13 protein-coding genes are annotated in these 12,994 nt (G+C 66.2%); 3 read left to right on the forward strand and 10 right to left on the reverse strand.

All coding sequences use genetic code 11. From position 1 onward, the window contains the following. Window positions 1-109: 109 nt before the first annotated feature. The 3 genes from BMX78_RS03075 to BMX78_RS03085 are packed head-to-tail and all read right to left on the reverse strand — an operon-like array spanning window position 110 to window position 2,934. Complete coding sequence (locus tag BMX78_RS03075) at window positions 110-1,051, reverse strand: ABC transporter permease (protein WP_091416234.1); 942 nt, start codon at window positions 1,049-1,051, stop codon at window positions 110-112. After that, entirely contained in the window at window positions 1,041-1,766 is a 726-nt protein-coding gene (locus tag BMX78_RS03080; RefSeq protein WP_050054183.1) for an ABC transporter ATP-binding protein, read from the reverse strand. Before BMX78_RS03080 ends, BMX78_RS03075 begins: the two co-directional genes overlap by 11 nt. 28 nt (window positions 1,767-1,794) lie before the next feature. Next, window positions 1,795-2,934 carry an ABC transporter substrate-binding protein gene (locus BMX78_RS03085; protein ID WP_091416237.1) on the reverse strand — a complete coding sequence of 380 codons (1,140 nt, stop codon included), beginning with the start codon at window positions 2,932-2,934 and terminating at the stop codon, window positions 1,795-1,797. 320 nt (window positions 2,935-3,254) lie between these two features. On the opposite strand from BMX78_RS03085, the gene BMX78_RS03090 reads away from it, so the two are divergent. Continuing rightward, the gene (locus BMX78_RS03090) at window positions 3,255-3,665 is read left to right on the forward strand and encodes an Hpt domain-containing protein (RefSeq protein WP_091416240.1); all 411 of its coding nucleotides are present in this window, start codon (window positions 3,255-3,257) and stop codon (window positions 3,663-3,665) included. 6 nt (window positions 3,666-3,671) lie between these two features. On the opposite strand, the gene BMX78_RS03095 is transcribed toward BMX78_RS03090, so the two are convergent. The 6 genes from BMX78_RS03095 to BMX78_RS03120 all read right to left on the reverse strand — a co-directional run bounded on the left by BMX78_RS03095 (window position 3,672) and on the right by BMX78_RS03120 (window position 10,829). Next, window positions 3,672-4,838, reverse strand: coding sequence for an RtcB family protein (locus BMX78_RS03095; RefSeq protein WP_091416242.1), 1,167 nt, complete (start codon window positions 4,836-4,838; stop codon window positions 3,672-3,674). Window positions 4,839-5,009: 171 nt separating this feature from the next. Then, complete coding sequence (locus tag BMX78_RS03100) at window positions 5,010-6,419, reverse strand: sulfate adenylyltransferase subunit 1 (RefSeq protein WP_091416246.1); 1,410 nt, start codon at window positions 6,417-6,419, stop codon at window positions 5,010-5,012. After that, window positions 6,419-7,366, reverse strand: a complete 948-nt coding sequence (gene cysD, locus BMX78_RS03105; protein ID WP_091416249.1) for a sulfate adenylyltransferase subunit CysD — start codon at window positions 7,364-7,366, stop codon at window positions 6,419-6,421. Before cysD ends, BMX78_RS03100 begins: the two co-directional genes overlap by 1 nt. Further along, entirely contained in the window at window positions 7,363-8,163 is an 801-nt protein-coding gene (locus BMX78_RS03110) for a phosphoadenylyl-sulfate reductase (protein ID WP_502686264.1), read from the reverse strand. Before BMX78_RS03110 ends, cysD begins: the two co-directional genes overlap by 4 nt. Further along, window positions 8,160-9,905, reverse strand: a complete 1,746-nt coding sequence (locus BMX78_RS03115) for a nitrite/sulfite reductase (protein ID WP_091416252.1) — start codon at window positions 9,903-9,905, stop codon at window positions 8,160-8,162. Before BMX78_RS03115 ends, BMX78_RS03110 begins: the two co-directional genes overlap by 4 nt. A gap of 54 nt (window positions 9,906-9,959) precedes the next feature. Beyond that, window positions 9,960-10,829 (reverse strand): sirohydrochlorin chelatase, encoded by an 870-nt coding sequence (locus BMX78_RS03120; protein ID WP_091417057.1) that lies wholly within the window; start codon window positions 10,827-10,829, stop codon window positions 9,960-9,962. A 61-nt stretch (window positions 10,830-10,890) separates the two neighbouring features. Between BMX78_RS03120 and BMX78_RS03125 the strand changes: the two genes are divergently transcribed. Next, a complete protein-coding gene (locus BMX78_RS03125; protein WP_091416256.1) occupies window positions 10,891-11,559 on the forward strand; it encodes a trimeric intracellular cation channel family protein in 669 nt (222 codons plus the stop codon). Between the two features lie 13 nt (window positions 11,560-11,572). Next, a complete protein-coding gene (locus tag BMX78_RS03130) occupies window positions 11,573-11,998 on the forward strand; it encodes a hypothetical protein (RefSeq protein ID WP_091416258.1) in 426 nt (141 codons plus the stop codon). A 116-nt stretch (window positions 11,999-12,114) separates the two neighbouring features. Here the strand turns inward: BMX78_RS03130 and BMX78_RS03135 are convergent, their stop codons facing one another. Continuing rightward, complete coding sequence (locus BMX78_RS03135; RefSeq protein ID WP_091416260.1) at window positions 12,115-12,954, reverse strand: type IV toxin-antitoxin system AbiEi family antitoxin domain-containing protein; 840 nt, start codon at window positions 12,952-12,954, stop codon at window positions 12,115-12,117. Between the last annotated feature and the right edge of the window lie 40 nt (window positions 12,955-12,994).

Below are 12,994 nucleotides of genomic sequence, written 5' to 3' on the forward strand. Positions count from 1 at the left end.
GTGTCCGTGTCAAAGTGCCCCGCTTTGGCAGGGCAGGACCAGAGAAAGCAGAAAGCCCGACGGCAGGAGTCGCCGTCGGGCTTTGCTGGAGGCTTGGAACGGGGCTGGCTTAGCGGGTGCTGCCGGAGAGGAGGCCGCGGCTGCGCAGGAGCCTTTTTTCGATCGGTGCGAACACCAGCAGCTCGATCAGGATGCCAACGGCGAGGATCAGCAGGATTGCGGCCATCACCACCGACATGTCGGACAGCTGCCGGCCCTGGTCCAGCAGCGAGCCCAGGCCAAAGCCGATGGTGCCGCCCACGGCGATGATTTCCGCGGCCATCAGTGAGCGCCACGAGAACGCCCAGCCCTGCTTGAGGCCGCTCAGGTATCCCGGAAGCGCGGCGGGAAGGATGATCTGCAGCGCCATCTGGAGCCGGGACGCACCCAGGACGGTACCCACGCGGCGGTACTGCGGCGGAATCTGGTCCACGCCCGAAATGAGCCCGTTGATGATGGAGGGGATGGCGCCCATAAAAATCACGAAGTACACGGTGGCGTCGGTCAGCCCGAACCAGATGATGGCTGCCGGCACCCAGGCCACCGAAGGCAGCACCTGCAGGCCGGAAATCAGCGGCCCGAAAGCCCTGCGGAGCGGAGCCACCTGGGCCAGCAGCAGGCCCACGGGGGTGGCAATGACAACGCTGATCACAAACCCGATGATGCCGCGCTGCATGGAGGTCCAGACGGATTCCTGAAGCTTGCCCTCGTTCCACAGCACGCCCATCTGGGTCACCACGTCCAGCGGGCCGGGCACCAGGTCGCGGCGCTTCACGCCAAGCGAGACGTAGAACTGCCAGATGAGCACCAGAACCACCAGGGCGGCGATGGGCAGGAGTACACGGCTCCAGTCCACGCGGTGTTTACGGTCGGCGTCGGACTGCAGGGAGTCAAGGCCGGACTCAAGTTCGCGCAGGTCCTCGTGGCCGGTGGAAGTCCTCGTCAAAGCGGCATGCACGTGAGGGGTTTCGACAGGCTCAACCAACGGATCAGACACGGAGTTACTTGGCATGGCGGCGAATCTCCTCACGCAGCCGGGCGGTGATGACCCCGGTCAGCTGGCCGGCAAGCCCGGCATCGGTTCGGTGTTCCTCGGTGACGGCCCATTCCTGGACGACGCGGCCGGGGCGGGAGGACAGCAGCAGCACGCGCTGGCCCAGCCGGACGGCCTCGCGGACGTTGTGGGTCACGAAGACGATAGTGCGCCCGGTTTCCTTCCAGATGCGCTCCAGTTCGTCGTGCAGCAGGTCGCGGGTGATCGCGTCCAGGGCGGCGAACGGCTCGTCCATCAGGAGCAGCTGCCGGTCCTGTGCCAGGGACCGGGCCAGGGACACGCGCTGCCGCATGCCGCCGGACAGCTCGTGCGGGCGCTTGTCCCCCGCGGTGCCAAGGTGCACCAGCTCAAGGAGCTCCTGCGCCTTCGCCTTGCGCTCGGCCTTGCCCATGCCGCGCAGCTTGAGCGCCAGTTCGATGTTCTCCCGGGCCGTGAGCCAGGGGAACAGCGCGGCGTCCTGGAACATAAACGCGGCACCGTCGCTGGGCACTTCGAGGGCGCCCGACGTCGGCGCCTCGAGTCCGGCGATGATGTTCAGCAGGGTGGATTTGCCGCAGCCGGAGGCACCGAGGAGGGCGACGAACTCGCCCTGGCCGATGTTGGCGTTGACGTCGTCCAGCACCGGGGCACCATCGCCGAAGCGCTTGCCCAGGTTTTCCAGTACGACTGGCATGGTGCCGTCCTTAGGTAGGTGGGGTGGATCAGTTCTGGCCGAGGCCGGCGGCGGAAATCTTGGCGGTGCTGCCTGTGGCGGCAGCGACCTCGTTCAGGGGGCGGAGGTCGAAGAGTCCGTTGAGGTCCGCCTGTTTGGTGGTGCCGGCCTCCACGCCGTCCCGCAGCAGCCGTGGGTAGCTTCCGGCCAGCGGATCCAGGGTGAAGGTGATGTTGGTCAGGGACCGGGCAAGGACGTCGTCCGCCAGTGCCGCGCCTGCTGATTCCTGCAGCGCCGAGTTGATAACGGCGGCCTTGTGCTCCGCGGGCGCTTCGTTCAGCCAGGCAACCGACTTCGCATGGCCGGCCAGGAGCGCCTTCACGGTGTCCGGGTGGTCTGCTGCGAATTTCTGGTTCACGATCAGGACGGTGGTGGGGAATTCGCCGGGCTTGCCGGTGCCTGCGCCGTCCCACAGGTCTTTTTCATCCACCAGCACCTTCGCTCCGGCCTGGATCACCAGGCGTGACGCCCAGGGCTCAGGCAACCACGCGCCGTCGAGCTTTCCGTCCTGGAAAAGCTTTAGGGTCTGCGCGTTTTCGGTGGGGTTGAGGGCGACGTCGCCGCTGCCGTCCACGTTGGTTTTGTACCCCTGGGCCGCGAGCCAGGCGCGCAGGGCAACATCCTGGGTGCCGCCCAGTTGCGGGGAAGCCAAGGCCTTGCCCTTCAAGTCCCCAGCCGAGGTAATCTCCGGCTTGACCACCAGTTGCGCGCCACCGGCAGCAGCCCCGGCAATGATCCTGACAGACTCCCCCTGGCTCTTGACGAAGGAGTTGATGGCCGGGTTGGGGCCGATGTAGGCGGCATCGATGGCACCGGCATTGAGCGCTTCAATGGCTGCCGGACCGGCGTTGAACGTCTCGGTGCTGAGCGCCGTGCTGCCCAGGGCTTCGGCCAGGAAACCCTGCTTGATGCCAACCAGGGCGGGAGCGTGCGTGACGTTGCCGAAGTACCCCAGCTTCAGTTCTGCGGCCGGAGCGGGTTCAACTGCCTGGGCCTCGCTATTGCGGGAAACAGTGGACCCCACCACGGCGCCGAGGGCGATCAGCAGTACCAGCCCGATGGCCAGGGCAGCCTCGATGGCACGCTTGCGCTGGGGAACAGCGCTTTCGCCTGCCACGATGCGGGTCATCCCGGGCTTGGAACTAGTCATTGTTTCACCATAGGGAGTGACCCAAACCCGTTCAACGAAGCGGAAACGGGGGGTCACGAAGGTTCATCTAGCGTCACATTGCGCTGCACCACTTGGGGCCTGCGCTGCCGCCCGGGCGCAAGATTCGAGTACTCGCTACTCGTGCTTCCCGGCGCCCTGCCACGTAGCGTCCATAAAAGTCCTGCTGGGGAGGCTCATAAGCGAATTGACTTATAGGGGCAGGTCATGGGTAACGAGCTGTGCAGGCATGAGTGTTACGTGGTTGGGCCCAACGCCGGGACTGGCCTCGAGGCGTTGCTGTGACCGAGGGCGACGCTTATGCCCCGCTCCTGGACCCCTCAGTGCTGGAGAGGCTGCGCGATGAACTCGAGGACGATGAGGGCGTCTGGAAAGTGTTCGTGCAGAACTTCATCGAGCAACTGCCCGAACGGAATGAGAAGCTGCGGCAGGCGTTGACCACCGGTGACGTTAAGGGGGCCATGGATGCCGTGCTCAGCCTCAAAACCTCCAGCCAGATGGTGGGCGCGGAGCGTCTGGCGGGCCTGGTCATGGACCTCGAGCAGGCCCTGCGCCATGACATCCTTGGCAGCGATCCCGCCGTGGCGCTGCCCCAACTGGCCGCCGCCCATCTCCGGCGGATCAAGCAGTGCAGCCGGCAGACCACATACCTTCTCCAGGCCACGCTGAAGCGGAAGCCGGATGGGGGCTGAGCGGCTTCAGTTGCCTTTGACATTGATCAGTTGCCGCAGCTTGTGCCGGACCTTGACCAGGTCTGCGGCGTCCTGCATCACCTGGTCGATGGGTTTGTAGGCGGCCGGAATCTCGTCGATGAAGGCTTCCGAAGCCCGGAACTCGATCCCGCGCATGGCCTTCTTCAGCTCGTCCAGGCTGAAGGTCCTGCGCGCTGCGTTGCGTGAGTACTCCCGGCCGGCCCCGTGCGGTGAGGAGTTCAGGGAGGCGGGGTTGCCCAGGCCTTCCACCACATACGACGCCGTCCCCATGGATCCGGGAATCAGTCCGGGATCGCCGGGGCCGGCTTGGATCGCGCCTTTCCGGGACACCCACACGGACCTGCCGTAGTGGGTTTCCTGCTGGGTGAAGTTGTGGTGGCAGTTGATCCGTTCGCGTTCCTGCACCCGGCCGCCCACCCAGTGGCCGAACCGGGCGCTGAGGCGGTCCATCATCTCCTCCCGGTTCAGGAGCGCGAAGTGCTGGGCCCAGCGCAGCTCTGCCATGTAGCGGTCGAACTGCGGTGTGCCCTCGTCCAGGTAGGCGAGGTCCGGGTGGGGTAAGCGGATCTGGTGTTTCCGCGACACATGCTGGGCGACGCCGATGTGATGCTGGGCGATCTTGTTGCCGATGCCGCGTGAACCGGAATGCAGGAACAGCCAGACGGCGTCAGCCTCATCGGCGCAGACTTCGATGAAGTGGTTGCCCGAGCCCAGGGACCCCAGCTGCAGCTCCCATTTGGCCACATACTGGGCGGGGTTGAACCCGGATTTGGCGGCGAGCTGCTTCAGTTCGGCGATCCGCGGCTCGGCGCTGGGCAGCACAGTTCTGTTGTTGTGCCCCGCGGAGAGCGGAATGACGCGTTCGATGTCTTCACGGAGCTTCTTGCGGTCCTTCGGGAGGTCCGCCAACGAGTACTGGGTCCGGACGGCAATCATGCCGCAGCCTATGTCCACGCCTACGGCCGCAGGGATGATCGCGTGCAGCGTGGGAATCACCGAGCCCACGGTGGCACCCTTGCCCAGGTGGGCATCGGGCATGAGGGCCAGGTGGGGATAAATGAATGGCAACTCGGCCGTCATCACGGCCTGCTCCCGGGTCTGGTCATCCAGGATTGATGCCCAGTTGAGCAGCTTGCTGTTGATGGTTTCCATGTGCCGCCTCCCACTGCCGGATGAGGACTAACGTGAGTCTTAGGCTACCGCCCGGCCCCCAAGACCGCCTTGAACCGGTTCCCCGGAAGGAGACGCAAAACCGCGGCTTGTTCGCAAAACCTGGCCTTGACGGCGGGGTTTCGCGAACAGGCCGCGGTTTAGTGTCGGAACTTAGATGCTGTAGCGCTCGTCCTCGTGGTCGCCCGGGTGGTCCTTGACCAGGCCGGCGGCCAGCGTGTTGCCGTCCAGCGGATCGATCACCAGGAACGCGCCGGTGCGGCGGTGGTGCAGGTAGTTCTCGAGCGGCAGCGGCGCGGCGAGCCGCAGCTGCGCGTGGCCGATGTCGTTCAGCTCCAGCGTGGACGCGGGTTCCAGCTTGAAGGTGGACAGGTCCAGCTTGCCGTTGACGTTGCGGACCAGGGCCTGAACGGTACGGGTGCCGTGCTTGACCAGCACCTTCTGGCCTTCGCGGAGCGGCTTCGGGGAGAGCCAGCACAGCGAGGCGTACAGGTCTGCCGAGGCTTCACGGACGGTGCCTGCAGCGGCGACGGTGTCGCCGCGAGCCACGTCGAACTCCTCCGCCAGGCGGATGGCCACGGACTGCGGCGCCGCTGCTTCCTCCAGCGAGGCCCCGGCGAAGTCGATGCCCACGACGGTGGTGGTGCGCGGCGACTGGCCCGGGGTCAGCACGGACACCTGGTCCCCCACCTTGACCGAACCTTCGGTGATCTGGCCGGCGTACGCGCGGTAGTCGCGGAAGGCCTCCGCGTCCAGCCCGGCGGCCACGGCATCAGGAGCCAGTGCACCTTGCGGCCGGATGACCAGCTGCACCGGGAAGCGGAAGCTCTCCAGGTGGCTTTCGAGTTCGTCGGCTGCCGGCAGGGTCTCGAGCACTTCGAGCAGCGCCGGGCCCGTGTACCAGGGGGTGCGCTCGGAGCGCTCCACCACGTTGTCGCCGTCAAGGGCGGAAACCGGAACCACCAGCAGGTCGGCAATACCGTCCGAGCCGAGGCTCAGCTCGCGGCCCACCTGCTGCACGTCGGCTTCGATCTCGCGGAACACGGACTCGCTGAAGTCCACCAGGTCGATCTTGTTGACCGCCACAATCACGTGGGCAACGCGCAGCAGCTGCAGCACGGACAGGTGCCGGCGGGTCTGCTCCAGCACACCCTTGCGGGCGTCAATGAGTACGACGACGGCATCCGCCGTGGACGCGCCGGTCACCGTGTTCTTGGTGTACTGGACGTGCCCGGGGCAGTCGGCCAGGATGAAGCTGCGGCGGTCCGTGGCGAAGTAGCGGTAGGCGACGTCGATGGTGATGCCCTGCTCGCGCTCGGCGCGCAGGCCGTCGGTCAGCAGGGCGAGGTCGATGCCGCCCTTCTCGCCGCCGAAGCCGCGGTCCGCCGAGGTGCGGGCAACGGCGTCGAGCGTGTCAGCCAGGATGGCCTTGGAATCGTGAAGGAGGCGGCCCACCAATGTGGACTTGCCGTCGTCGACCGATCCTGCGGTGGCGAACCGGAAAAGTGTGGTGGGCAGGCCTTCGTTGATTGAGCCTGTCGAAATCTCGGAAATCGTGCTCATTAGAAATAGCCGTCCTTCTTGCGGTCTTCCATGGCGGCCTCGGAGATGCGGTCATCTGCCCGGGTGGCGCCACGTTCGGTGAGGGTGGAGGCAGCAACTTCAACCACGACGTCGGCCACGGTGTAGGCGTCGGACTCCACGGCGCCGGTGCAGGACATGTCCCCCACGGTGCGGTAGCGGACGGTCTTGGTGATGACGTCCTCGTGCGGCAGCGGCTGGGACACCTCGCCCACCGCGCGCCACATGCCGTCGCGGGCGAAGACCTCGCGCTCGTGGGCGTAGTACAGGCCGGGCAGCTCGATGTTCTCGCGCTCGATGTAGCGCCAGATGTCCAGCTCGGTCCAGTTGCTGATGGGGAAGGCACGGACGTGCTGGCCCACGGTGTGGCGGCCGTTGTACAGGTTCCACAGCTCGGGGCGCTGGTTGCGCGGGTCCCACTGGCCGAACTCGTCGCGCAGGCTCAGGATGCGCTCCTTGGCGCGGGCCTTGTCCTCGTCGCGGCGGCCGCCGCCGAAGACGGCGTCGAACTTGTTGGACTGGATAGCGTCCAGCAGCGGGACGGTCTGCAGGGGGTTGCGGGTGCCGTCGGCGCGCTCAGCGAGCTCGCCGCGGTCGATGAACTCCTGAACGGAGCCCACCACGAGCTTCAGTCCCAGCCGCTCCACAGTACGGTCGCGGAAGTCAATGACCTCGGGGAAGTTGTGGCCGGTGTCCACGTGCAGCACGGGAAACGGGACCTTGCCGGGCCAGAAAGCCTTGGTGGCCAGGTGCAGCATCACCACGGAGTCCTTGCCGCCGGAGAACAGCAGGGCCGGCTTCTCGAACTCGGCAACAACCTCGCGGATGATGTGAATGGCCTCGGACTCGAGGGTGTCCAGGCTGGAGAGGCGCGTGGATACGGCAGCTTCAGTCACCTGGGTGGTCTCCTCGGATAGGTAAGTGCTCATACGTGTAGTCCGCATTCTGTCTTGTCGGTGCCTGCCCAGCGGCCGGCGCGGGGGTCGTCGCCGGGCGCCACCTTGCGGGTGCAGGGCTGGCAGCCAATGGAGGGGTAACCCTGGGAAAGCAGCGGGTTGACGGGCAGGAGGTTGTCGTCCGAGTACTGGACCAGCTGGTCGAACGTCCACGCGGCCACCGGGTTGACCTTGACCAGGCCGTTGGCCTCGTCCCAGGTGACCAGCGGGGTGTTGGTCCGGGTGGGGGCCTCGTCGCGGCGGACGCCGGTGAACCAGAGCTCGTAGCCGGACAAGGTGCGGCGCAGCGGGGCAACCTTGCGGAGGGCACAGCACTGGGCGGCGTCGCGGGCGAAGAGGTCCTTGCCCAGGAGCCGGTCCTGCTGCTCCACGGTGTTCTCGGGGAGCACGTCCACCACATTGACGCGGAGGTTTGCGGCCACCTCGTCACGCGTGGCGTAAGTTTCCGGGAAGTGGTAGCCGGTCTCCAGGAACAGGACGTCGACGCCGGGCAGCTGGTCCGCGACCAGGGCCGGCAGGACGGCGTCGGCCATGGAGCAGGCGACGGCCACTGCGGGCAGGTCGAAGTTGCGCTCCACCCAGGCAATAACGTCGCGGGCGGGGGCGTCCCAGCCGAGCTCGGCGGCGCCGGCTTCGGCGAGGGCCTTCAGCTCATCCTTGCTGCGGAGCTTGGGGGTTTCGGCAGCCTTTGTTTCGACAAGCTCAACCACCGTCGCTTCTGCCTCGGCAGGTGCAACCACCGGGTCCAGTCCGAGTGCGTGCTTACTCACTGGAGTGCCTCCTCGTCTGCTGCGTGCGCCCATTCGGCGAAGGTCTGGCCTTCGGCGCGCTGGGCCACGAAGGTGCGGACTACGCGCTCCACGTAGTCGGGCAGGTCGTCGACGTACACCTTGAGGCCGCGGACCGTGCGTCCCAGGCCTGCTTCCTCGCGGTCGTTGGAAGCCAGCCCGCCGCCCAGGTGGACCTGGAAACCCGGGGAGGGGTCGCCGTCGGGCGTGGGAAGCATCATGCCCTTGAGGCCGATGTCCGCCGTCTGGATGCGGGCACAGGAGTTGGGGCAGCCGTTGATGTGCAGGGACAATGCGTGCGGCAGTTCGCCGGACTCGGCCAGGTCGGCCAGGCGGCGTTCCAGCTCGGCCACGGCGGTGGCAGCCGTGTGCTTGGTCTCCACGATGGCCAGCTTGCAGTACTCGATACCGGTGCAGGCGATGGTCCCGCGGCGGAACACGGACGGCCGGGCGGACAGGCCCAGGGAGTCCAGCTCGGCCACAAGGGGCTCCACCTGGTCCTTCTCGACATCCAGGACCACGAGCTTCTGGTGCGGGGTGGTGCGCAGCCGGTACGAGCCGCGGGCCTCGAGGGTGTCTGCGAGCTTGACCAGCGCGGCACCTGACAGGCGGCCGGCCAGCGGGGTGGCGCCGATGAAGAACTTGCCGTCCTTCTGCTCGTGCACGCCGATGTGGTCGCCGGGGGTGGTGGGCTTGGGCGCGGCCGGACCGTCGGCCAGCTTGTAGCCCAGGTATTCGTCCTCGAGGATCTGGCGGAACTTCTCCGGACCCCAGTCGGCCATCAGGAACTTCAGGCGTGCCTTGGTGCGCATCCGGCGGTAGCCGTAGTCACGGAAGATGCTGGTGACGCCGAGCCACACATCCGCGGCCTGCTCAGGCTTGACGAATGCGCCGAGGCGCTTGCCGAGCATCGGGTTGGTGGACAGGGCGCCGCCGGCCCAGAGGTCGTAGCCGATGCCGAGCTCAGGGTGGCGCACGCCTACGAGGGCGAAGTCGTTGATCTCGTGGACCACGTCCTGGCTGGGGTGGCCGGTGATCGCGGTCTTGTACTTGCGGGGCAGGTTGGACAGCAGCGGGTTGCCGATGAACCGCTCGCCCAGCTCCTCAATCAGCGGGGTGGGATCGATGATCTCGTCCTTGGCGATGCCGGCCACGGGCGAGCCCAGGATGACACGCGGGACGTCGCCGCAGGCTTCGGTAGTGGACAGGCCAACACCTTCCAGGCGGGTCCAGATCTCGGGGATGTCCTCCACGCGGATCCAGTGCAGCTGGATGTTCTGGCGGTCCGTGAGGTCGGCCGAGTCACGGGCGAAGTCCACGGAGATCTGGCCGATGACGCGCAGCTGCTCCGTGGTGAGTGCACCGCCGTCGATCCTCACACGGAGCATAAAGTACTTGTCTTCGAGCTCGTGCGGCTCAAGGGTTGCGGTCTTGCCGCCGTCGATCCCGGGCTTGCGCTGGGTATAGAGGCCCCACCAGCGGAACCGGCCGTGCAGGTCCTGGCCGGGGATCGCGTCGAAGCCCTCTTTGGAGTAGATGGTCTCGATACGCTCGCGCACGTTAAGGCCATCGTCTTCCTGTTTCCAGGTTTCGTTGGCGTTCAGGGGCGTTTTGCCGTCCACTTTCCACTGCCCGTGCGGTTTCGCGGCGGGTCGGGACGGGCGGGCCGGGCGCGTCGGGGCGGCGGTGTCCGCGGACGCTCCGGCTAGAGCTGTATCAGTCATGCATCGACTGTAGGTCCCGTCCGAAGAGCGTCACAAAGGCCCGGAAACGTTGAGTCACCTAGGGAAATATTTCGTCACGAAACGCCGGACGGCCTTGAAGAAGCCACCCTCCTGTGCATCGGAAGGTGCTGCTTCAGGGGCATTGGCCGGCGCTGTGGAAGGCACTTCGGAGGGTGCCGCCGCGGCAGCTTCCCGGGCCTTCGCGACGGCGGCGTCGTACCGTTCCAGCGCAATCTCCGCCAGCACGGGTGACGGCAGCAGGGGTTCGGTGACGACGTCGGCCCCCGCCTTGGCGAGCTGGTCATGGAAGAAGCCCGGCGCCAGGAGGTAGGACGCAATCACCACGCGCCCGCCGACGTCGACAGCCCCTGCGGACTCCCCCGCGCCGGCACCTCCCTCCAGTTCCTCGCGAAGCATTGCGACGGCGTCGGACACGGACGGTTTGGCCGAGGCGCCATAGGCGGCCACCATCCGGTTGGACCGCAGCTCCTGAAGCTGGCCCAGCAGTTCCTCCACGCTCACGGCAGCCTTGGGGTTGGACGAACCGGCGGCGGCGAGGACAATCACGTCGTTATCCGTAACGCCCGCTTCACGCAGCCGCTGGTCCAGGAGGGCCGCGAGGCGCGGATCCGGCCCCAGCGGAGCGGCCGCCGCGCTCCCCGGCCGACTCATGACCGCCCGCGCGATATCCACCTTCACGTGGTAGCCCACGCTGAGCAACAAAGGCACCACGACGGCGGACTCCCCCGCCGGCAGGCCCGCCACCACGTCCACCAGGTCCGGCTGCTGGACATCCACATAGGCTTCCCTGACGTCGAGGCCAGGGCGGAGCGCTGCAATGGCAGCGCGCAGGGCGTTGACCTCCGCGGCGCCTTGTGTGTTGGACGTCCCATGGGCGCAGGCGATCATGATGGGGCTGTTCATAGGGGCTAGCGTAACGTTGGAGCCGCCCTGTCCGCCCTCTTTGTAACCGCCGGGACGCTCCATGACATTCGCCTTTGACAACGCGCCCGTGTGGCTGGATCTGCTGGGCGTCTTCTTCTTTGCCGTCTCGGGTTCGCTGCTCGCGGCGCGCAAGCAGATCGACATTGTGGGATCCCTGTTGCTGGCTTCCCTGGTGGGCCTTGGCGGCGGCGTGATCCGCGACATCATCCTTGGCGTGGTCCCGGCAGCCTTCACCAACCCCGCTTACCTGGTGCCGCCGCTGCTGGCTACTGTTCTGGTGTATTTCCTGTTCTCCAGCGTCCAGCGCTACACGTCACTGCTCACCCTGTTCGACGCCGGCGGGCTCGCCTTGTTCTGTATGACGGGCACCCTCAAGGCGTTGTCCACGGGCCTGAATCCGGTGGCATCGGTGCTCCTGGGTGTGACGTCTGCGGTGGGCGGGGGTCTGCTGCGGGACGTGGTTGCCAACGAGGTTCCGGAGCTTTTTAATCCCAAGGACATCTACGCGCTGCCGGCCTTCCTGGGAGCCGCCATGACCGCTGTCCTCTGGGTCTTGGGCGTGTTCAATGTTTTGACTGCAGCCGTGATCGCGGCCCTGGTGTTCACGTTCCGGGTCCTGGCCTGGCGGCGGTCCTGGCAGGCCCCGCTCGCCGTTCGCGGGTGGCACCGGGCAGGGGCCGGCAGCGGCGAATCACAGGGCCGCGATTAGCTAGGATATGAGCATGACTGACATGTTCCTCGAGAAGTTCCGCGCGCTTGTTCCGAAGTATCTCGAGGATGAATGGCAGGAAGAGGACGGCCTGTCCCCCGAGGAGCTGGACAAGGCCCTCGCCGACCACCAATTCCAGATTCCCCTGGTCCTGCGCGAGTTCTACCTGGCCATCGGCGGCTGCGAGGACCTGATGGAGGCATACCACTACTTCTGGGATCCGGACGAGCTCGAAGTTGATGACGAGGGCTTCCTGATGTTCCTCGAGGATGAGGAAGAGGAATACACCTGGGGCTTCCGGGTAGGTGACCTCGGTGTCCCCGACCCCATCGTGTACCGGCGCAACAACGCCCGGGGTCAGTGGAAGTCTGAAGAGGGCACGTTCTCGGAGTTCGTGTTCGACATGTTCGAATGGGCCTTCGAGGACGACGAAGACTAGATTCTGCGGCTTTTTGGTTATCCGGTGGCGGTCCTGGGGCACTTTGACACGGACACGCTGGGCGTTGAGGCCAGTTCAAGTGTTGTGCGGCCCAAAGAGCCCCACGACGGCGGCGGTCACCTTCCGCCGAAGGCTCCCTGCCGGCTAAGCTCCAGCACCGCCAACACCTGGGCCACCATTCGCTCGGGATAGTGGACTACGTCCGCGTAGCCGAATCTAAGGCAGAGACGTCCGCCAACCACGGTGGCGTTGTTACGTACGCGGTCCTTTTTGACCTGTTTTGGGTCCAAGTGGGTGGCCCCGTCGGTTTCCACCACCAGGCAATCCTCAATCAGGAAGTCCACCTCCCCCACGCCCTGGAGCTCCACGTGCCGGCGAACATACAGGCCGGCCCTCCGGAAGTGGTAGTTGGCCAATACCTCAAGAACCGAATCGGCCCGGGGAATCACGTAATCCAGGACTGCACGGGCACGTGCGTTGCGATTCCCGGGAAGTTTGCGCCGCAGGAAATCCACTGCCACATCTCCGCGCTGCGCCGCACATTGAACCATGACCAAGGCTTCCAGGACGGGAAGGCAATGCAGAGCATGGATGAGGACGTCCGCCAGGCCCGCCACCGGCAGCCAGGGGTGGACAGGATGAAGGATCCGGCCGTGGGTCAGGGTGCCCGGCACTGTCTTCTTGTGTCCAGGGCTCAAGTGGACCAATCCGGCCTTCTCCAAGGTCCACAGCTGATAAGCAGGGGCAGCGGACAGGCAGGTCACGAGCGCATTGTGCTGCAGGGCCAAACCGAGAACGCCGCCTTCCGTTGGCAGGCCATAGACACCTCGCCGGACCCGGACGACCTGGCCTGCTGCGAGGGCCTGGTCCACACGCGTTCTCGCGAATCCGGCACTGTGGAGTGCAGCAGTTCGGGCAACGCCTCCGCGATGACGGAGAAAGGCTTCGATATCCATGGAATCAAATTCGCTCGAACCCCGCGGCAGGCGACAGCTC

It is taken from the genome of Arthrobacter sp. OV608 (genome assembly GCA_900110595.1).
GTDB lineage: Bacteria > Actinomycetota > Actinomycetes > Actinomycetales > Micrococcaceae > Arthrobacter.

Coding starts and splice junctions, on each gene's coding strand:
- cysD (WP_091416249.1), bottom strand. CDS start 7,366: ATGAGCACTTACCTATCCGAGGAGACCACCCAGGTGACTGAAGCTGCC.
- BMX78_RS03075 (WP_091416234.1), bottom strand. CDS start 1,051: ATGCCAAGTAACTCCGTGTCTGATCCGTTGGTTGAGCCTGTCGAAACC.
- BMX78_RS03115 (WP_091416252.1), bottom strand. CDS start 9,905: ATGACTGATACAGCTCTAGCCGGAGCGTCCGCGGACACCGCCGCCCCG.
- BMX78_RS03095 (WP_091416242.1), bottom strand. CDS start 4,838: ATGGAAACCATCAACAGCAAGCTGCTCAACTGGGCATCAATCCTGGAT.
- BMX78_RS03085 (WP_091416237.1), bottom strand. CDS start 2,934: ATGACCCGCATCGTGGCAGGCGAAAGCGCTGTTCCCCAGCGCAAGCGT.
- BMX78_RS03125 (WP_091416256.1), top strand. CDS start 10,891: ATGACATTCGCCTTTGACAACGCGCCCGTGTGGCTGGATCTGCTGGGC.
- BMX78_RS03080 (WP_050054183.1), bottom strand. CDS start 1,766: ATGCCAGTCGTACTGGAAAACCTGGGCAAGCGCTTCGGCGATGGTGCC.
- BMX78_RS03100 (WP_091416246.1), bottom strand. CDS start 6,419: ATGAGCACGATTTCCGAGATTTCGACAGGCTCAATCAACGAAGGCCTG.
- BMX78_RS03135 (WP_091416260.1), bottom strand. CDS start 12,954: ATGGATATCGAAGCCTTTCTCCGTCATCGCGGAGGCGTTGCCCGAACT.
- BMX78_RS03130 (WP_091416258.1), top strand. CDS start 11,573: ATGACTGACATGTTCCTCGAGAAGTTCCGCGCGCTTGTTCCGAAGTAT.
- BMX78_RS03120 (WP_091417057.1), bottom strand. CDS start 10,829: ATGAACAGCCCCATCATGATCGCCTGCGCCCATGGGACGTCCAACACA.